Source organism: Rhizobium sp. BK399, from assembly GCF_014194695.1.
Classification (GTDB): domain Bacteria; phylum Pseudomonadota; class Alphaproteobacteria; order Rhizobiales; family Rhizobiaceae; genus Rhizobium.
In genome coordinates, this window is the sequence record NZ_JACIAH010000020.1 from 12,827 (window position 1) to 31,390 (window position 18,564).

The 18,564-nt window shown below is 59.7% G+C and carries 17 protein-coding genes; 6 read left to right on the forward strand and 11 right to left on the reverse strand.

Annotated elements, in window-relative coordinates; translation table 11 throughout:
- Nucleotides 1–23 precede the first annotated feature (23 nt).
- The 5 genes from FHT97_RS26800 to FHT97_RS26820 form a co-directional block, all read right to left on the reverse strand.
- A complete protein-coding gene (locus FHT97_RS26800; protein ID WP_183758188.1) occupies nucleotides 24–2,027 on the reverse strand; it encodes an aldo/keto reductase in 2,004 nt (667 codons plus the stop codon).
- A gap of 43 nt (nucleotides 2,028–2,070) precedes the next feature.
- On the reverse strand, nucleotides 2,071–3,156 hold the full coding sequence (ugpC, locus tag FHT97_RS26805; RefSeq protein WP_183864746.1) for a sn-glycerol-3-phosphate ABC transporter ATP-binding protein UgpC: 1,086 nt from the start codon (nucleotides 3,154–3,156) through the stop codon (nucleotides 2,071–2,073).
- Between the two features lie 14 nt (nucleotides 3,157–3,170).
- On the reverse strand, nucleotides 3,171–4,007 hold the full coding sequence (locus FHT97_RS26810) for a carbohydrate ABC transporter permease (protein ID WP_183864747.1): 837 nt from the start codon (nucleotides 4,005–4,007) through the stop codon (nucleotides 3,171–3,173).
- On the reverse strand, nucleotides 4,004–4,864 hold the full coding sequence (locus FHT97_RS26815; protein ID WP_183758182.1) for a sugar ABC transporter permease: 861 nt from the start codon (nucleotides 4,862–4,864) through the stop codon (nucleotides 4,004–4,006). Before FHT97_RS26815 ends, FHT97_RS26810 begins: the two co-directional genes overlap by 4 nt.
- Before the next feature lie 76 nt (nucleotides 4,865–4,940).
- The gene (locus FHT97_RS26820) at nucleotides 4,941–6,218 is read right to left on the reverse strand and encodes an ABC transporter substrate-binding protein (RefSeq protein ID WP_183864748.1); all 1,278 of its coding nucleotides are present in this window, start codon (nucleotides 6,216–6,218) and stop codon (nucleotides 4,941–4,943) included.
- A gap of 86 nt (nucleotides 6,219–6,304) precedes the next feature.
- Between FHT97_RS26820 and FHT97_RS26825 the strand changes: the two genes are divergently transcribed.
- Complete coding sequence (locus FHT97_RS26825; protein WP_183758178.1) at nucleotides 6,305–7,213, forward strand: helix-turn-helix domain-containing protein; 909 nt, start codon at nucleotides 6,305–6,307, stop codon at nucleotides 7,211–7,213.
- 17 nt (nucleotides 7,214–7,230) lie between these two features.
- Here the strand turns inward: FHT97_RS26825 and FHT97_RS26830 are convergent, their stop codons facing one another.
- Nucleotides 7,231–8,139, reverse strand: coding sequence for a LysR family transcriptional regulator (locus FHT97_RS26830; RefSeq protein WP_183758176.1), 909 nt, complete (start codon nucleotides 8,137–8,139; stop codon nucleotides 7,231–7,233).
- Nucleotides 8,140–8,255: 116 nt separating this feature from the next.
- On the opposite strand from FHT97_RS26830, the gene FHT97_RS26835 reads away from it, so the two are divergent.
- The 4 genes from FHT97_RS26835 (at nucleotide 8,256) to FHT97_RS26850 (ending at nucleotide 12,515) form a co-directional block, all read left to right on the forward strand.
- Complete coding sequence (locus FHT97_RS26835; RefSeq protein WP_183758174.1) at nucleotides 8,256–10,091, forward strand: IlvD/Edd family dehydratase; 1,836 nt, start codon at nucleotides 8,256–8,258, stop codon at nucleotides 10,089–10,091.
- A gap of 205 nt (nucleotides 10,092–10,296) precedes the next feature.
- Nucleotides 10,297–11,457: a fumarylacetoacetate hydrolase family protein gene (locus FHT97_RS26840; protein WP_183758172.1), complete on the forward strand. Its 1,161-nt coding sequence runs from the start codon at nucleotides 10,297–10,299 to the stop codon at nucleotides 11,455–11,457.
- A 101-nt stretch (nucleotides 11,458–11,558) separates the two neighbouring features.
- Nucleotides 11,559–11,840 carry a hypothetical protein gene (locus tag FHT97_RS26845; protein ID WP_183758170.1) on the forward strand — a complete coding sequence of 94 codons (282 nt, stop codon included), beginning with the start codon at nucleotides 11,559–11,561 and terminating at the stop codon, nucleotides 11,838–11,840.
- Between the two features lie 225 nt (nucleotides 11,841–12,065).
- Entirely contained in the window at nucleotides 12,066–12,515 is a 450-nt protein-coding gene (locus tag FHT97_RS26850) for a helix-turn-helix transcriptional regulator (RefSeq protein ID WP_183758168.1), read from the forward strand.
- Nucleotides 12,516–12,559: 44 nt separating this feature from the next.
- Here the strand turns inward: FHT97_RS26850 and pepT are convergent, their stop codons facing one another.
- Entirely contained in the window at nucleotides 12,560–13,834 is a 1,275-nt protein-coding gene (gene pepT, locus FHT97_RS26855; RefSeq protein WP_183864749.1) for a peptidase T, read from the reverse strand.
- A gap of 184 nt (nucleotides 13,835–14,018) precedes the next feature.
- On the opposite strand from pepT, the gene FHT97_RS26860 reads away from it, so the two are divergent.
- Nucleotides 14,019–14,273: a YMGG-like glycine zipper-containing protein gene (locus FHT97_RS26860; protein ID WP_183758165.1), complete on the forward strand. Its 255-nt coding sequence runs from the start codon at nucleotides 14,019–14,021 to the stop codon at nucleotides 14,271–14,273.
- Nucleotides 14,274–14,329: 56 nt separating this feature from the next.
- Here the strand turns inward: FHT97_RS26860 and FHT97_RS26865 are convergent, their stop codons facing one another.
- Genes FHT97_RS26865 through FHT97_RS26880 form a run of 4 tightly spaced genes read right to left on the reverse strand, consistent with a single transcriptional unit; the run spans nucleotide 14,330 to nucleotide 18,373 of the window.
- Nucleotides 14,330–15,172 carry an ABC transporter permease subunit gene (locus FHT97_RS26865; protein WP_183758163.1) on the reverse strand — a complete coding sequence of 281 codons (843 nt, stop codon included), beginning with the start codon at nucleotides 15,170–15,172 and terminating at the stop codon, nucleotides 14,330–14,332.
- 2 nt (nucleotides 15,173–15,174) lie between these two features.
- Nucleotides 15,175–16,053 carry an ABC transporter permease subunit gene (locus FHT97_RS26870; RefSeq protein ID WP_183864750.1) on the reverse strand — a complete coding sequence of 293 codons (879 nt, stop codon included), beginning with the start codon at nucleotides 16,051–16,053 and terminating at the stop codon, nucleotides 15,175–15,177.
- Complete coding sequence (locus tag FHT97_RS26875; RefSeq protein WP_183758213.1) at nucleotides 16,050–17,147, reverse strand: ABC transporter ATP-binding protein; 1,098 nt, start codon at nucleotides 17,145–17,147, stop codon at nucleotides 16,050–16,052. The genes FHT97_RS26870 and FHT97_RS26875 overlap by 4 nt, the downstream gene beginning before the upstream one ends.
- 50 nt (nucleotides 17,148–17,197) lie before the next feature.
- Nucleotides 17,198–18,373 (reverse strand): extracellular solute-binding protein, encoded by a 1,176-nt coding sequence (locus FHT97_RS26880; RefSeq protein ID WP_183758159.1) that lies wholly within the window; start codon nucleotides 18,371–18,373, stop codon nucleotides 17,198–17,200.
- Nucleotides 18,374–18,564: the final 191 nt, after the last annotated feature.

Below are 18,564 nucleotides of genomic sequence, written 5' to 3' on the forward strand. Positions count from 1 at the left end.
GTCCCGGGCCGACCATCCTTCACTTACGCTTCCAGCCACTTTACCTGTTCGGGGGTAAGCTTGATGTCGAGCGCCGAGAGGCTGTCCTCAAGCTCGGCGATGGTCCGTGGCCCGATCAGCGGAATGACCGGAAAAGGCTGCGCGATCACATAGGCAAGCGCGATGTGGATCGGGCTGCGGCCCAGCCTGATTGCCAGCTCTATGGCCCTGTCGCGGCGTTCGAAATTCCGGTCCGAGTACCAGCACCGCACGATCTCCTCGTCGTCATGCTTGTCACGTCCGGCACGGTCGGTGAAGAAGCCGCGTCCCTGGCTGGACCAGGCGAAATTCGGTATCTGCTTCTGCTTGAGCCACGTCTTCCAGTCGTCGTCGGAGGCTGCCACGCATCCAGCCCAGATCGGGTCGAGCATTTCTGCGAGCGAGAAGTTGTTCGAGAGCGCAGCCGGCGCCGTCTTGCCGGTCCTGGCAGCATAGGCTGCTGCTTCATCCATACGCTCGCGCGTCCAATTCGAACCGCCGAACAGGCCACGAATACGGCCTCGGCGCACCTCGGCATCCATCGCATCAACAAACTCTCCGACCGGAACGTCGACATTGTCCCGATGCATGAAATAGATGTCGACGTAGTCGGTCTTGAGCCGGTTCAGCGACTGGTCGAGCTGCTTGGCGATGATATCGGGATAGCAGAGCGGAGAATGGGCGCCCTTGCCGATCAGCACGATCTCCTCGCGCGGGACCTGCCGGCTGGTATGCCAGTCTCCGAAGATGCTTTCCGTCTTGCCACCGCCGTAGACGAAGGCCGTGTCGAACACGTTGCCTCCTGCCTCGTAGAACGCATCAAGGGTCAGCGACGCGGCGGCGAAGTTCGGGAAGAATTCGAAGCCGAGAGTCACGACCGACGCAGGTTTTGCGAGGCCAGGGATCTGGCGGCGCGGGACGGCATTGCCTGGTCGCACGGGTGCCCCCGCAAGGTTCGTCTTCCGGCGATCTGCCCGCTCGATCGCATATTCCAGGCCAATGGAGGAACGCCATTGGTCGAGGACGCGCAGATTGCCGACCGAGTCGGCCCAACCCATGCCCGGAGAGCGGAATTCCGTCTCACCGGCGCGGATGGCATCGCCGGCTGCGTCGACCTCGAAGGAATAAAGCCAACGATCCTCCTTGACTTCGATGGTCTGCAGCTCGTTGCCCTTGATGACGTCTATGTTGCCGATGCCACCCTTATGCCCTGAGGCAAACCAGAAGTCCTTGACCTCGATGCGTCCTTCCGACCCGATGATGCGCAGGGTATTGTCCTGCTGGGCCATGATCGAGCATGACACCTCGGCGATGATACCGTTTGGAAATTTCAGGACGGCCGAGGCCCATTCATCGACCCCGGACTGGCCAAGGTGGCCGACGCCGGAGACTTTTTCGGGCTCGAGGAACGCTTTACCTTCGGCTGCACCAGCGATCAATCGCGCCATGGAGACCGGGTAGCCGCCGACATCGAGAATGCCGCCGCCGGCCGTCTCGTTGGCAAAGAGCCGATGCTCGGGTCTGAACGTGCCCATGTTAAAGCCGAAGCTCGAGCGAATGATCCGCACAGTGCCGATGACACCGCTCTTGACCAATTCGACAATCTTGGCCGTCTGCGGGTGGACGCGATACATGAAGGCCTCGCCTGCAAAGACGCCGGCTTTCTTCGCTTCGTGATAAATTGCGTCGGCGTCGAATGCGGAAAGCGCAATCGGCTTTTCCACGAGGACATGCTTGCCTGATCGGATCGCCTTGATCGCCCATTCGGCATGGCCAGTATGAGGTGTGGCGATATAGATCGCGTCGATTTCCGGATCCGTCAGCAGCGCGTCGTAGCCCTTGACGATGCGGGCGCCGGGGAAGTTTTCGCCAAGCCCGGGCTTTTCCGGGGTGCGGGTGGCGATGGCGACGAGCTTTCCTGTGCGCGAATGCGCAATGCCGTCCGCAAACGTGCGCGCGATGGTGCCTGGGCCGATGATGCCCCAGCGGATCGGTTGGTCTGTGCTCATGGGAATTCCTTCTTCATTGCATAGTCTTGGGATGAATTCGGAGTCAGCGGAGGCGGTTGCCGGCGCTGTCGAACAGGAAGCTGTGCTTGGCGCTGAGACCGACCGTCAGGGTGTCTCGATTGCCAGCGGCGCGAGATTCGGGTCGCTCGATGATCATCTGTTCGCCCGCCGCCGTGGTCGCGTAGATGTAACTGGTGTTGCCAAGGTGTTCTGCGACGTCGATGGTGACGGTGAGATCCGCATTGCCCTGCCCTGCGTCAACGAAGTGTTCCGGCCGTACGCCGAGCGTTACCGACGCACCGGATTCCAGTGCACTTGTTACCGGCAGGGTCAGCCGAACGTTTCTGTCGCCAGCAAGGGCAACCGTCGCGCCTGCAGCGTTCCGCTCCAGAATCTCGGCTTTCAAGAAGTTCATTTTGGGTGAGCCGACGAAGCCCGCCACGAACTGGTTGGCGGGGTCGTCATAGAGGTCGAGTGGTGCGCCGACCTGTTCGATGTTGCCGGCGCGCAGGACGACGATCTTGTCGGCAAGGGTCATCGCCTCCGTCTGGTCATGCGTCACATAGATCATCGTCGTGCCGAGCTGCTTGTGAAGGCGGGAGATCTCGACGCGCATCTGCACGCGTAGCTCGGCGTCGAGGTTCGACAACGGCTCGTCGAAGAGGAACACTTGTGGCTCGCGCACGATGGCCCGGCCGATCGCAACGCGCTGGCGTTGGCCGCCCGATAGCTGTTTTGGCCGCCGTTGCATCAGTTCGTTGATCTGCAGGATGTTCGCAGCGTGTTTGACCCGTTTTTCGGTATCCGCCTTCGGGTTGCCGTTCATGCGCAGCCCGAAGCTCAGGTTTTCCTCCACCGTCATATGTGGGTAAAGCGCATAGGATTGGAAAACCATCGCAATGCCGCGGTCGGCCGGCTCCACGTCATTGACGACCTTGCCGCCGATATTGATCTCGCCAGCCGATATGTCCTCGAGGCCAGCGATCATGCGAAGCAGTGTCGATTTCCCGCAACCAGATGGGCCGACGAAGACGACAAACTCGCCGTCCTTTACCTCAAGATTGGCGCCATGGATGATTTCCAGCGCGCCGAAGCGCTTCACGACATTTTTCAACGAAAGTTCAGACATCAGGCGTTTCCCGATTATTTGACTGCGCCGGCCGCAATGCCGGCGATGAAGTGGCGCTGCAGGAACACGAAGACGACTAGGATCGGCGCTGTCAGCAGCATGGCGCCAGCCATGATCCCGCCCCAGGAGACCTTGGTCAGGCCGATCAGCGTTCCGAGCGCCACTGGTGCTGTCATCATCCCCGGTTTGGAGTTGATGAGCAGCGGCCAGAGGTAGTTGTTCCAGGAATGCAAGAAGAGGATGATGGCGAGCGCAGCCATCGTCGGCCTGGCGAGCGGCAAAGCGATCCGGAGAAAGATCTGCCATTCCTTGACGCCTTCGACACGGGCAGCATCGAACAATTCGCCGGGCATCATCGAGAAGGCCTGGCGCATGAACAGCACGCCGAGCGAGTTAAAGAGCGGCGGCACGATCAACGCGATCCAGGTGTTGGCCAGCTTGAACTCGCGAGCCACCATGATGAATTGCGGGATGACGACGACGGCAAACGGCAGCGTGATGGTGCCCAGAATGATGCCGATGACGATCGAACGTCCGACGAAGCGGTAGCGGGCCAGCGCCCAGCCTGCCATCGAGGTGAGCAGTACCGATAGGAACGTATAGATTGCGGCAACACCGATGGAGATGAACATCGCGCGGATGAAGTCGGTATCAGCCTGCAGGTTCTTGAAGTTCTCGACAAAATTGGTCGAGGGCAAGAGCACGATCTCCGGGCTGAAGATGCCGAAGTCCGACATCGTCGAGAAGACGAACATCATCCACAACGGAAATAGCCAGATGATGGCAAGCGGCGTCAGGGCAGCGTGGAGGGCAATCTGCCGGAGCAGCAGCGATTGAGACTTCGATCTCACTTTGGCTCCCTTCCGATCCAGAGGTTGAGGAGCGAGATTGCGACTGCCAGCGCAGCCATCGTGTAGGCGACAGCCGAAGCGTAACCGAAATTCAGCGAGCGGAAGCCTTCGCGATAAAGGAGAAGACCAAGCGTTTCCGTTCCACCCCCCGGGCCACCGCGATTGGTGATGAGGAACGGCTCCGTGAACAGCTGCATCGTGCCGATGACCGACAGGATGACACAGAAAAGGATGATCGGTTTCAGGAGCGGCAGGGTGATGTGGAAGAACTGCTGGGTCTTACTGACACGGTCCAGCGTTGCCGCCTCGTAGACGTCGTCTGGAATGGATTGCAAGCCGGCGAGAATAATGATCGCGTTATAGCCCGCCCAGCGCCATGTCACGGCGATGATGATCAGTGTCATGGCGGCGTTGGCATTATCGAACCAGGAAACGGCGGGAAGACCGACGAGAGTGATGATCTTGTTGACGATCCCGAAGTCGAAGCTGAACATCAGCCGGAAGACGGCTGAATAGGCTACTTCGCCAACGACGACGGGCGCGAAGAAGGCAAAGCGAAACAGCGGTCGCGCCTTCAAAAGCGGTGAGTTCAAGAGCACTGCCATGCCAGTTGCGATGGCGATCATGACAGGAACCTGGATGACCAGGATGATCAGCGTGTTGTAGAGCGCGTTGTAAAAGGCCGGATCGCCAATGAGACGACCCCAGTTAATGGAAAGACTGAATTTCCATGGATTAACGCGGGTGTTCTGAAACGAGGTCAGAAATGAACTGATGATCGGCCATATCCAGAAGGTGGCAAACACCAGGAGATAGGGCGCAAGAAAAGCGTAGGCGTTCCGGTTCCGGATCGGCATTCTATTCTCCTCACAAACGAGACGAGCCATCCCAAGGGATGGAGGCCGGGCGTGTCGCCACGCCCGGCGCCATTACTCAGTTCGCAAGAGGAAGACCTGTCGCCGTGGCGATCTGTTTTGCCGCGTCATCGAGCGCGGCTTTCGCGTCGGGATAGCCACCGGCGAAGTACTTGGTCTGCGCCGCCCTGTAGATCGAGTCGGCATCCGTCTGGAACGCCGTGCCGCGGCTTGGAACAATCTTCGGTAGGGTCGACAGGATGTCTGCCCATACCTTCTGGTCATGCCAGTAGGGCAGAGGCTCGTTGACGAACGGATCCTGGACGGCGGTCAGCAGCGACGGAACAAGGCCGAATGATTTCAGCATCGTGACCTGGCCATCATTGGTGCCGAGTGCATAGTTGATGTAGGTCCAGGCTGCTTCCTTGTTCTGGGAGTTGGCAGCGATCGCGAGCGATGAACCGCCGAGGTTCGCCGCATGCGGGCCGTCCGCCGTCAGGCTTGGCATCGTATAGACGCCCCATTTGCCCGAGAGATCGGGCGAACCGGAGCGGATTGTGCCTTCGTACCAGCCGCCATACATCTGGCTGGCGACCTTTCCTGCTGTATTGGCCTGGATCTTCTCGTCCCAGATAGCTGCCGTCAGTGTGCCGGCATCCTTCATCTGCTTGACTTTTTCAAGCGTTGCAACGCAGGCCGGCTGATTGATCGTGATCGTCTGGCCATCCGTCGAGAAGTAGCCGCAGCCCTGCTCGTTCGAGATCATGCGGAACCATTCGCTGTCACCGTTGAAGTCGGCCTGCGCCATGACGACGCCCGGGTTGGCGGCAGAGATCTTCTTGCCTGCGGCGATGAAGTCGTCCCAGGTCTTGATCGTCGACGGATCGACGCCGGCCTTTTCATAGAAGTCGCGGCGATAAAAGACCGCGACTGGACCGGAATCCCACGGCATCGCATAGGCGACATCGCCGACCTCGAGCTCGGTGCGCTTGAAGTCAGGGAACTTCGCCTGGATTTCAGGCGTGTAGCCGAGTTCCTTGAGGTTGGCAAAGCAGTCGGGGAAGCGGCTCCAGAAGATTTCCGCTTCGAAATTCTCGACGCTGACGATGTCGGGAAGCCCTTCGCCGCCGGCAGCGCAGGCCGCCAGCATCTTGTCGAAGACCTGCTGGTTGCCGAGATCCTCGACCGTGACCTTGATATCCGGATGCTGCTTGTTGAAGCCCTCGAGCGTGGACTTCAGCGCCGATGCGGCGATGTTCCAGCTCCAGATGGTGAGATTGCCCGACTGCTGCGCGAATGCAGAACCGGAAGCAAGCAGTGCGACTGCAGCGGTCGCACCGATAAGTTTGAAGCGCATTGAAAATCCTCCCTTTTCAATTGCCGTCCCTTAGCGAACGCGGCTAGACTATCTGGAAGGGAGCCGCTGTCTCCTAAAAAGGGAACATGGATTTGGCGGAAAGTAAGATCGTAAGGCGGGCTGTCTACCAGCCGGGAGCGAGCAGTATCGAAGGGTTGCCGACAGCCCTTCAGATGTTTCACAACCATCCACCTGTGATGCTGATGCCGCATTGGCATGTGCAGGTCGAAGTCAATTATGTCATGCGGGGCAGCGTGCACTACCGCATCAATGGGCAGAAGATCTCGATGACGGCTGGGGATATGTGCCTGTTTTGGGGCGGGCAACCGCATCAGATGGACGATTGCTCCGAGGATGCGATCTATGCAGGGGGGCACCTGCCGCTCGTCTATTTCTTCCGCATGCGCCTGCCGCTCAACATCTCGAGCCGCCTGATGAAGGGCGAGATCCTGTTTACTTCGGCGACCGACGCGGCGGACATGGAGAACTTTCCGCGCTGGGTGCGCTACACGCGGTCGGGTGATCCGGCCATGGCACAGCACGCCGTCGATGAGATGCTGTTGCGCGTCGAGCGAATCGCACTCGAACCTTATACCATGATTCCCACACTCGGGCCGACGGATGCCGACGACATCGAGCAGTGCTATCCGCAGTCGTCGCGCAGCGTGGCGCGGATGTGCGATTTCATCGCCGTCAACTTCCTGCAGGAAATCGATTCGGTCGACATCGCCCGCGCCGCTGACCTTCATCCGAAATACGCGATGAACCTGTTCAAGAAGACAACAGGCATGACACTCAACAAGTATGTGAACCTTCTGCGCCTCTCTCGTGCCCAGGCGATGCTGATGAATGATGAGGCAAATGTGCTGCAGGTTGCGATGGACAGCGGGTTCGGTTCGATCAGTGCATTCAACAAGTCATTCCGCCACATCGCCGGCATGTCACCGTCCGACTTCCGCCGGGACGCGCGGATGGTCACGCAATATGCGCCTTGAGCTGCAACGCCGTTTTTTCATGGGCTCCGCGTCGTTGCAAACACATTGTAGAGCAGCTCGGCGGAGGCGGAGAGCTCGCGGTCCCTGAGTTTGATGAGCCCGAACCCGGGGACGGATATGTCCCCCTCGATATGCAGCGCCTTGACGAGACCGTGGCGTTGAAGCAGGGCCGCGACAGGCTCGGCGAAAATGCCGAGCCGCTGGCTCTGCAGAATCAAAAGCATGGTCAGCAGCGCATCGGCGGTCGAAACGACGCTCGCCGGGACGATGCCATGGCGGCGTATGAAGTCGTCAACGACCTGTCGAAGGAACGAACCGTGTGGCTGGAGCACCCAGCTCTGGTTCCTCAGGTCTTCCTCGGTTACGAGTGGTTTGGTGGACATGGGGTGATCAACTGCCACGATGACGCGCAGGGTTTCCTGACCAACAGGCAGATAATCGAACCAGAGTGGGTTCATGCCACTTGGAATGCGGCAGACGGCAAAGTCCAGCCTTCTGCTCAGGACGTCCTCGAGCAGGACGTCACTGCTACCGACGGCGATGCTGATATCGATCGTCGGATGGGTGTCGAAGATCCGCTGCAGGGCCGGGGCAACATAGTCGGCCGCGGGTGTCATGATCGTGCCGAATGCAACGCTACCTCCCTGCCCGGCCGCGGCGACCACCATCTCGTACTCGGCGCGCTGTGCTTCCGAGATCAGCATCTTGGCGTGGCGCACGATCACCTCGCCTTGAAGTGTCGGGATCAGACCCCGGTTATGGCGTTCGAAGAGCTGGTGCCCGGACATCTGCTCGAGCTCGTTCAAGGTTCTCGAAAGCGCCGGTTGCGAGACACCAAACATTTCAGCAACCACACCGAGTTTTCCGTGCTCACTGAGCGCCACGAGCATCTTCAAGTGTCGCAGTCTGAAACCATCCAATCCCATAATGCCTCACCCGATATAAGAAATTCGCATATCAAAATGCGAAAGACTGATTATACATTCGTGTACCGATCAGTTAAGTGCATGACAACAACCGCGTCAACGCAAGGACATCTATCGTGGCAGAGAAGACCCCCTCCCCGAATCAGAACGCAGTTCAAGAGCAGGACGGATCGCGCCAGCTTCGTTCCAAGGCGTGGTTCGACAACCTCGCAAACCCGGACATGACGGCGCTCTACCTGGAGCGTTACATGAACTTCGGTCTCAGCCAGGAAGAACTGCAATCGGGCAGGCCGATTATCGGTATCGCACAAACCGGTTCGGATCTGTCGCCGTGCAACCGTCACCACATTGAACTCGCCAAGCGCGTACGTGAAGGTATTCGTGACGCTGGCGGTATTGCCATCGAGTTCCCGGTCCACCCGATCCAGGAAACCGGCAAGCGTCCGACCGCGGGTCTCGACCGTAACCTTTCCTATCTCGGCCTCGTTGAGGTTCTCTACGGTTACCCGCTGGACGGCGTCGTTTTGACCATCGGCTGCGACAAGACAACGCCCGCCTGTCTCATGGCCGCGGCAACCGTCAACATTCCGGCGATCGCGCTCTCGGTCGGCCCGATGCTGAATGGCTGGTTCCGCGGCGAGCGCACTGGCTCCGGTACGATCGTCTGGAAGGCGCGCGAGATGATGGCGCGCGGCGAGATCGACTACCAGGGTTTCGTCAAGCTTGTCGCATCCTCCGCGCCGTCGACTGGCTACTGCAACACCATGGGTACGGCGACCACGATGAACTCGCTCGCGGAAGCGCTTGGCATGCAACTGCCGGGCGGAGCGGCCATTCCCGCGCCCTATCGCGACCGACAGGAAATTTCCTATGAAAGTGGGCTGCGCATTGTCGAGATGGTTCGCGAGGATCTGAAGCCCTCCGACATCCTGACGAAGGACGCTTTCATCAACGCGATCCGCGTCAACTCTGCTATCGGCGGCTCCACCAATGCGCCGATCCATCTCAACGCGCTGGCCCGCCACGTCGGCGTCGAACTGACGGTCGATGATTGGCAGACATACGGCGAGGAAATCCCGCTGCTGGTCAACCTGCAGCCGGCGGGGGAATATCTCGGCGAGGACTACTATCACGCCGGTGGTGTTCCCGCCGTCATGGGCGAGCTGATCAAGCATGACCTGATCAACACCAGCGCGATGACCGTCAACGGCAAGACTGTCGGTGAAAACTACACAACAGCGACGATCGAGGATGACAAGGTCATTCGTCCGTTCGAGCGTCCGCTGAAGGAGCGCGCCGGCTTCCGGGTCCTGCGCGGCAACCTCTTCTCGTCGGCCATCATGAAGACGAGTGTGATCTCGCCCGAGTTCCGCCAGCGCTACCTCTCCAACCCGAACGATCCGGAAGCCTTTGTCGGTCGCGCGGTCGTTTTCGACGGACCGGAAGACTACCACCATCGCATCGACGATCCGTCGCTGGCAATCGATGCCTCGACGGTCCTTTTCATGCGCGGCGCAGGCCCAATCGGCTACCCCGGCGCCGCCGAGGTCGTCAACATGCGCGCGCCCGACTACCTGCTGAAGCAGGGTATCAGTTCCCTGCCTTGCATCGGTGACGGTCGTCAGTCCGGCACATCAGGTTCGCCATCCATTCTCAACGCCTCGCCGGAAGCGGCAGCCGGCGGCGGGCTTGCGCTGCTGAAGACCGGCGACCAAGTTCGCGTCGACCTGAAGAAGGGGACCGCCGACATCCTCATCAGTGACGAGGAGCTTGCGGAACGACGCAAGGCGCTCGAGGCAGCAGGCGGGTATGTCTATCCGGAGAGCCAGACCCCCTGGCAGGAAATCCAGCGGACCTACGTCGGCCAGATGGAAACCGGTGCCGTTCTCGAGCCCGCGGTGAAGTACCAGCGCATCGCCCAGACCAAGGGCATTCCGCGCGACAACCACTAGGCCAAGCGCGGGCTGGAGAACAATGGGCGCGGTGCCATTTCCGGCACCGCGCCCATTGCGTCGGCAGACACGCTACCGCGCGGCAACGAATTTGAGCTTGTCGAGCGGCGTTGATTGTGCTCGATTTCCAGCCGCCGCCGGGATGGAGGGGTGGCTCTTCTTTCTTGATATTGGGCGCCTCCACCGCTCGGTCACGGAACACTCAATGCCATATACTCTTCAGGATTCTGTCGCCGCAGGTGGTCTGTTCGTGGGTCGGGTCTGGAACCCTGCAGTCAAGGGCCCATGCGTGGTTTTGCTCCGGGACGGTGAGCTGATCGACATTACGTCAAGGGAAACGCCGACGCTCAGCGCGCTTCTGGACATGCCTGATCCCGCAGCTTTCGTTCGTGCCGCAGTCGGCCCAGTCCTTTGTCGGTTGAAGGATGTCGATGACGCCGGCATTGGCGCCCAGGACACGTCACGAATCCATCTGCTTGCCCCTGCAGACCTCCAGGCCATCAAGGCGTGTGGCGTCACCTTCGCGCAGTCGATGATCGAGCGCGTGATTGAAGAGAAGGCTGCCGGACACCCGGACCGTGCCGCGACGATCCGTGAACGCGTAAGGACCCTCATCGGCGGCAGCCTTGAGAACCTCAAGGCCGGATCGCCTGAAGCCGCCAAGGTCAAGCAGGCCCTCATCGATGAAAGAATGTGGTCCCAGTATCTCGAGGTCGGGATCGGGCCTGACGCCGAAGTCTTCACGAAGTCGCCTGTCCTATCGGCGGTCGGATGGGGCGCCGATGTTGGCTTGCACCCCATCTCGACCTGGAACAACCCCGAGCCGGAGGTCGTCCTGGCCGTCAACAGCCGCGGCGAGATCAAAGGTGCGACACTTGGCAACGACGTCAATCTGCGCGACGTCGAAGGCCGCTCCGCGCTCCTGCTCGGCAAGGCAAAGGACAACAACGCCTCATGCTCGATTGGTCCTTTCATCCGGCTTCTCGACGAGAGTTTTAGCCTTGACGATGTCCGTGCAGCGGAGCTGGACCTCACTGTCACGGGAGCAGACGGATTCATCCTCACCGGCAAGAGTTCGATGTCCAGGATCAGTCGTGATCCAACGGATCTCGTGAGACAGACCTTTGGCGCTCATCATCAGTACCCGGATGGCTTCATGCTGTTCCTCGGGACACTGTTTGCGCCAACGCAGGATCGCGACACGCCAAACCAGGGTTTCACCCACAAGATCGGCGACGTTGTCGAAATCTCTTCAGGCAAGCTCGGCGCGCTGGTGAACACGGTACGGCTGTCGACGGAATGCCCACCATGGACGTTCGGCATTTCGGCGCTCATGGCAAATCTGGCGCAGCGCAAGCTTCTCTAGGGCGCCGCGAGCGGGACAAAGGACCAGCGCCGCCCCCACCATGTACCTGTCCGGGGCGGAGGATTGGCTTATATTGCTTGTTGAGTTGGAGCACTTGTCCGATGCAAAGGATCGCCGTGATACTGATTGGCCTGTCTTTTCTCGCCGGATGTACGGGCGCGAAGGACTTCTCCTCGCCCGGTCTCGCTCCTATCCCCGGGAGCGTGATATACGGTGGACAGCCCCGCACGAAACTGACCAAGTCTCCTCCCGGCTCGACCTTCCCGCATAATTTCATCGATATGTACGGTCAGCGCGTTGAAGAGACCTACATGATCCAGCCCGATAGATCGCTGAAGATCGTTCACCGCGAGATCCGACCGATCCGGTTTCATGATCGATAGGGATCCTCCTATTCCGACCGTGATGTAAACCAGTGGTCGGCCCATCACCCGAAATGGCTGCACGTTGCAGCTGTTCAGGTTGAAGTCACATCGTCGCAAGACAATATTATTCAAGTTGTATGAACTAGCGATTGAATTTGTGGTTCGTCTCATACAAATAACGTGAGTGCGTTGCCGTTTAGTCGGGCGATGAACGCCACACTACCTCGGTATGGAACATTTACAATGAATGCAAAGACACCGAATGCCATCGATAGCTATGTCGGTTCCCGTGTAAGAACGAGAAGGCAACTCATGGGTCTCAGCCAGGAACGGCTGGCGGAGCAGATTGGCGTTACCTTCCAGCAGGTGCAGAAATACGAAAAGGGATTGAACCGGATAGGAGCGAGCCGGCTCCAGAGGATTGCTGACGTCCTGAGCGTATCACCGAGTTTCTTCTTCCAGCAGGACGACTCACAGCCGCTGAACCTTCCAGGGACAGAGATCGGCACGGCAGACCCGGTGGCGGAGTTCCTGGCATCGAAGGATGGCCTGGCGCTCAACCGGGCGTTCTTGAAGATTACCGACACGCAGCTTCGCGAGAAGATTGTCGCCCTGGTGAAGGCGATGGCCCAGGCAGAGGAGCGCCGCGATCGGCCGGTTGATAAATCGAGACCCGGCGAGACGTTTGCCTGATGATCGCAATGTGAATGGCAGGGCGCAGTCGAGCGATACCGATATCAACGATCAATCCCGGCTGATGTCGAAAGCGCGTGCGAACCGACTTCCGCCCTTTCTTCCCAGATCCTGGCAAGCTCGACCAGCGTTTCAACTGCCTTTTCCATGTCCTGCCTGCTGATCCATTCCTTCGGCGAGTGGAAGGCATGTCCGCCGGCAAAGATATTGGGGCACGGCAATCCCATGAAGGAAAGCCTTGAGCCGTCCGTCCCGCCGCGAATACTCCCCCGTACCGGCGTCATACCGGCGCGGCGGATGGCCTCCATCGCATTCTCGACAATCTGGGGATAGCGATCGAGAACCATCTTCATGTTGCGATATTGCTCCTTGATGGCCAAGGTGTGCGAAGAGCCGGGGTAACCAGCCATCACCTCTTTGACGATCCCCTCGAGCAATCGCTCCTTTGCGGCAAGGCCGGACTCTTCGAAGTCCCGGACAATCAGGCTGATTGCGGCCTTTTCCATTGATCCGGTAACGGCGACCGGATGGATGAAGCCATCCCGCCCTTCCGTTGTTTCAGGCGCTGCGTCGCTCGGCAACCGATCGATGATCGCGCCGGCAATCTTGATGGCGTTCTCCATCCTGCCCTTGGCAAAACCCGGGTGAATGGCGACGCCCGATATCGCAATCTCCACGGCATCGGCCGAGAATGTCTCGTCCTCGATGTGTCCGGCAGTTTCGCCATCAACCGTGTAGGCAAACTCGGCGCCCAGCTTGGCAAGGTCGACCCGATCTACACCGCGTCCAATCTCCTCATCCGGCGTGAACAGAAGCTTGATCGTGCCATGCTTCATGTCCGGATTATTTGCAAGGATCTGGGCGGCCGCCACGATCTCGGCAAGCCCGGCCTTGTCGTCGGCTCCAAGCAGTGTCGTGCCATCCGTCGTGACAATGTCGTGGCCAATCTGATCCCGGAGCGCCGGATTTTCGCTAACCCGAATGACCTTTGAGCTGTTTGCGAGCTCGATGTCGCCCCCTTGGTAGTTCTCGTAGATGCGCGGTTTGACATTGGTACCGGTAAAGTCCGGCGCGGTATCCATATGCGAGCAGAAACAGATGACCGGAACAGTCTTTTCAGTATTCGAGGGGATCGTCGCGTAGACGTAGCCATGATCGTCGAGATGCGCATCAACAAGGCCGATCGCGTTGAGTTCATCTACCAGGAGGCGGCCCAGATTCATTTGCTTCGCGGTCGACGGTTGGGTTGGCGAAGCCGGATCAGACTGGGTGTCGATGACAACGTAGCGAAGAAAGCGATCAAGAACGGTATCGGTCATGGGGTATCCATTTTGTGTCGGCCATGGCGTTATAAGCATTGATTGGTCCGGTGAATAGCGGCTCGAATACCGCTAGGCGGACGGGACAAACCCGGTTTCGGGTCGGACCTAAGTCCCTTGGAACTTATGATATGATCCCTAGTTATAGCGCTGTGTCGCAATATTTTAATGATAGGAGAGCGGAATGAGAAAAATTGTCCTGGCTGCAGCCATGGTGGGGGCGTTGGCCTCATGCACGGCCACGGAAAAGGGAACTGCGATCGGCGCGGGCACAGGTGCCGTCATTGGTGGTGCGGTCAGCAACAGCTGGGGAGGTGCCGCAGTCGGCGCCGTCGCTGGCGGCCTAGCCGGTGCGCTAATCGGACATTCGACCGAACGTCGCGGTTATTGTGTGTATCGTGACCGGTACGGCAGAACCTACGAGGCACGCTGCCGATAGACCCCATATGCGAGGACCGTCTTGTCGTAATGCCAGGCGGTCCCGCCATAGACGCGCTAGTGGGTCCCCTGTTGTTTTGCTCTTGCCACGATCTGCGTCGGATTGACGAACTGCAACGCCAGTACAAGCCAGAACAGGGTTGTTACCATGTAGACGACAGCCATCGCATCGATCGATTGGCCGGCTCGGACACCTGACGCGAAAACGGCGTAGTAGAGCGAAACGACAAGGGTCTGTGTCGTTGGCCCGGCAATCAGGAACGTCAGTTCAAACATGGCAATGGTGCGCACCAGCACCAGCAACAAGGCGGCGAGCATTCCGGGCAGCAGGAGTGGCAGCAGGATGCGCAGGAAGAGGCTCGTCGTCCCAGCGCCGAAGACCCGTGCCGCAGCTTCGATCCGCGGATCAATCTGTTCTATGAACGGGATCATGACGAGGACCACGAAGGGGAGCGAGGGTACGATGTTGATCAGCACCACGCCCCAGAAGGTTCCACCGAGGCCAAGCTGATAGAGGACGGTGGCCAGCGGGATGCCGTAGGTCAAGGGCGGGATCAGCAACGGCAGCAGGAACAAAAGCACAACGAGGCGCTTGCCGAAAAAGTCGCGGCGAGCCAATGCATAGGCCGTTGTCACGCCGAGAATTCCCGAGATGATCACGACCGTGAAGACGATCTCGAAGGTGACGAGAACGACACTGGAGAGCTGGAATTCCTTCCAGGCACTGAAGTACCACCGTGTTGTCCAGCCTGCCGGCAGCCATGTGCCGAGCCAGCGCGTCGCGAACGAATTGACGACGACAGCGGCAATCACCGCAAGCAGGTTGAGGACGAAAAGGACAGCAAGTGCCCAGATGGCGAAGCGCCAGATTTTCGATGTGATGCCTTGGTCCCGGATCATGACTAACCTTTCGTGCCGCCGGCCGGGCCGCGATAGAACAGGGAACGGGTCGCCAGGACCGCGAGCACCACCACCAGTTCGACGCCGCCCATGATGAGGGCGATCGCCGACCCCAGAGAATGATCATACTGTTCGAAGGCAGCCTGGTAGGCTGCAATCGAGATTACGCGCGTGGGACCGGCTGGCGCCCCGAGGAGCACGGCAGAGGGAAACACCGCGAAGGCCTGCACGAAGGCAAGGCAGAAAGTTACGGCGAGGCCGGGCACCAGGAGTGGCAGGAAGACACGGAAGAATCGTTGTCGCGGAGTTGCGCCGAGCGTGGCCGCGGCCTGCTCTATCGCGGGATCGATGCCGGTCACGTAGGACAGGGTAAGCAGGAATGCAAATGGAAAACCTGTGATCACAAGCGAGGCGAAAACACCCCAGTAATTGTTGGTCAATTTTACCGGTGAGTCGAGAATGCCGAGGAGCAGCAGCGAGTGATTGAACCAACCCCGGGGCCCGAGAAATGTCAACAAGCCATCTGCAACGAAAACGGTCCCCAGCGTGATCGGCAGGACGAGAATGGTCGTCAGCAGGCGCTGCCTGCGCATGAGACGGACGCGAAGAGCGACCGGCACAGCGAAGGCGAGGTTGATGACCGTGACCGGCAGCGCCAGCCACATTGTTGCGGCGATGGTCTGGTACTGGAACGGGTCACCGAAGAACTTCGCGTAGTTCGTATACCAGGCGCCTTCCTTCGGCATGAGGGAGTCTAAAAGGCCATAGAAGAATGGATAGACGAACAGCGCGACCATGAACAACAGCCCAGGCAGCAGAAGCAGCGTCGTGCCATCGAGACCGCGGGCGGCAAGCCGTGTTTGCAGCGTCGGCCTGCTCATTTGCCTGCTCCGGCAAAAATCAGAGCTCGTCCGACGGCAGGCTGCAATCGGGTGGCTGCGCCGCGAGGCAACGGTTCGTCCGCCCGGAAATAGAGCTCCTTACCATCGGCCGCCCGTGCCATCCCGAAGAAGGCGCGACCCCGATATTCCATGCTGCTGACGGTTGCGGCGATTCCATCGCCGCCTGTCGCGACTAGATCCTCGGGGCGGACAGACAAGATGGCCGCGTCCCCGACACGCAGGGGCGACCGCAGCGTGCCGACAACCCGGGCGCCGGCGACCTCGATCTCGGCCTGCTCGGCCGAAACGCGCGTAACTCGGCCCGCCACACGCGTCCGGAAGCCCATGAAATCCGCGACCTCGACGTTGGCCGGGCGTTGGTAGAGATCCTGCGGTGTGCCGATCTGCTCAATGTTGCCCTGGCTCATGACGACAATGCGGTCGGCGAGCGACAAGGCCTCATCCTGGTCATGCGTCACATAGATGGTGGTGGAGCCGATCTGGTCGTGGATACCCCGTATCTCGGCGCGCATTTCGAGCCGCAATTTGGCATCGAGGTTCGAGAGTGGCTCGTCCATCAACACGATCGGAGGTCGTATGACAATGGCGCGTGCGATCGCCACGCGCTGCTGCTGGCCGCCCGAGAGCTGGCCGGGCAACTTGTCGGCCTGACTTTCGAGGCGCACCAGCGCCAGCGCTTCGCGGATGCGGCGGTCGGCGTCCGCGCCTTTGATGCCTTGCATCGCAAGGCCAAATCCGACGTTCTTCGAAACGCTCATGTGGGGAAACAGGGCATAGCTCTGGAACACCATTCCAAAACCGCGGCGCTCCGGCTCGAGCTGGTCGATACGTGCCCCGCCAAGCCGGATTTCGCCTCCGGAGAGGGCCAACAGACCAGCGATGCAGTTCAGTGCGGTCGACTTTCCGCAACCAGATGGGCCGAGCAGGGCAACAAACTCTCCTGGTTCGATGGCAAGCTCGATGCCATTAAGGGCGTTGAACGCGCCGAATGTTCGCCGCATCCCGTCGAGTTCAAGACGTGCGTTCTTGCGCGTCGGTGCGGTGTTCGTAACCGAGGTCAAACCACTCTCCATCTGAAGAATAAGGCTGCCGGACCGTCGCTCCGGGCCGGCCATTTCCGGGATCAGCCCTTCTTGGCGCCGATCTTCTCGTCCCAGATGCGGAAGGCCTCCACCAGCTGCTTCGGCTCGAGGGGAACTTCCAGCGGATTGTTGGCGATCCAGTCGGCATATTCCGGCCGGCCGAATTCCTTGATCGTGTCCTGGCTTTCCTGTGGCGCCATCTCCAGGGTGACGTCCTTGACCGCCGGGCCCGGATAGAAATAGCCGGCGTCGTAGGCAATCGCCTGCTGCTTGGGCTGCAGGATGTAATTCAGGACATCTATGACAACACCGACCTTCTCGTCCGACACGCCCTTCGGAATGACAGCGTAATGGGCATCGGTCACCCAGTGGAAGCCATCGAGCTTCTGGACCTTGGCTTCGGCCGGTACGATGCCAAGTGCGCGTGGATTTATGTCCCAGCCGGTCGTCGAAACGACGATGTCGCGGGTACCCTCGCCCAGCTCCTTCATCACCTGGCCGGTTCCGGTCGGATAATATTCGATGTGTTCGCCAAGCGCGGCCAGATAGTCCCACGTTTTCGCCCAACCCTTGGCGGGATCGCGCGGGTCTTTATCGCCTAGAAGATAGGGCAGTCCCATGAGAAAGGTGCGGCCAGGACCGGAATTTGCTGGTCTGGCGTAGATGAAGCGGTTCTTGTTCGCCTTTGCCCAGTCAAGCAGTTCCTGTGCCGATTTCGGCGGCGTCGGCACCTTGTCGGGCATGTATTCGATCAGCGGGCCGGAGGGGTAATAGGTAATGACGATGCCCTGGTCCTTCGCAAGACCCTGCATCTTGAAGGCCTGCGGCTGCAGGATCTGTTCGAGGTTCGGAAGCTCCGATTTGTGCGCAGCGAGATCGATCCACAGACCCTGGTCAAGACCAGCAGAAAGCGCGTCGGTTCCCGTCAGGACGAGATCGATATCGACCTTGCCTGCTGCCTGCTGAGCCTTGATCTTTCCAGGCAGCTCAGGGGCTGGCGCCTTGGTGAAGGCGAAGCTGGAGACCCAATCGGCCTTCTCGGCGGCATAGGCCTCGAACATGCCTTGCGTCAGCGCCAGATTGCCGGCGACGTCAGCGATGGTGATGGTGACTGGGCCTGCCGGCTTTTTTGCCTGGGCGAAGGCCTTCAATGGCAACATGGTTGCTGCGAAGGCACTTGTTGCCGTGCAAACAAATGTTCTGCGGGTAATGTTCATTCTGTTTCTCCTCCTCTTGTTACCGGACGCCGCGGCACGAAGCGGTGCTTCCCGTGCCGTTCAATGCGTGGGACCGGGGCCGTCTTATTCAGATGCGCAAAACCTCCTGGAGTGAATGCGGGCAGCACCGGTCCTCCTCGGTGTGCCTTGGCAGTCGCATCAAATTGATATACTAGTATTCGCGGGCAAGT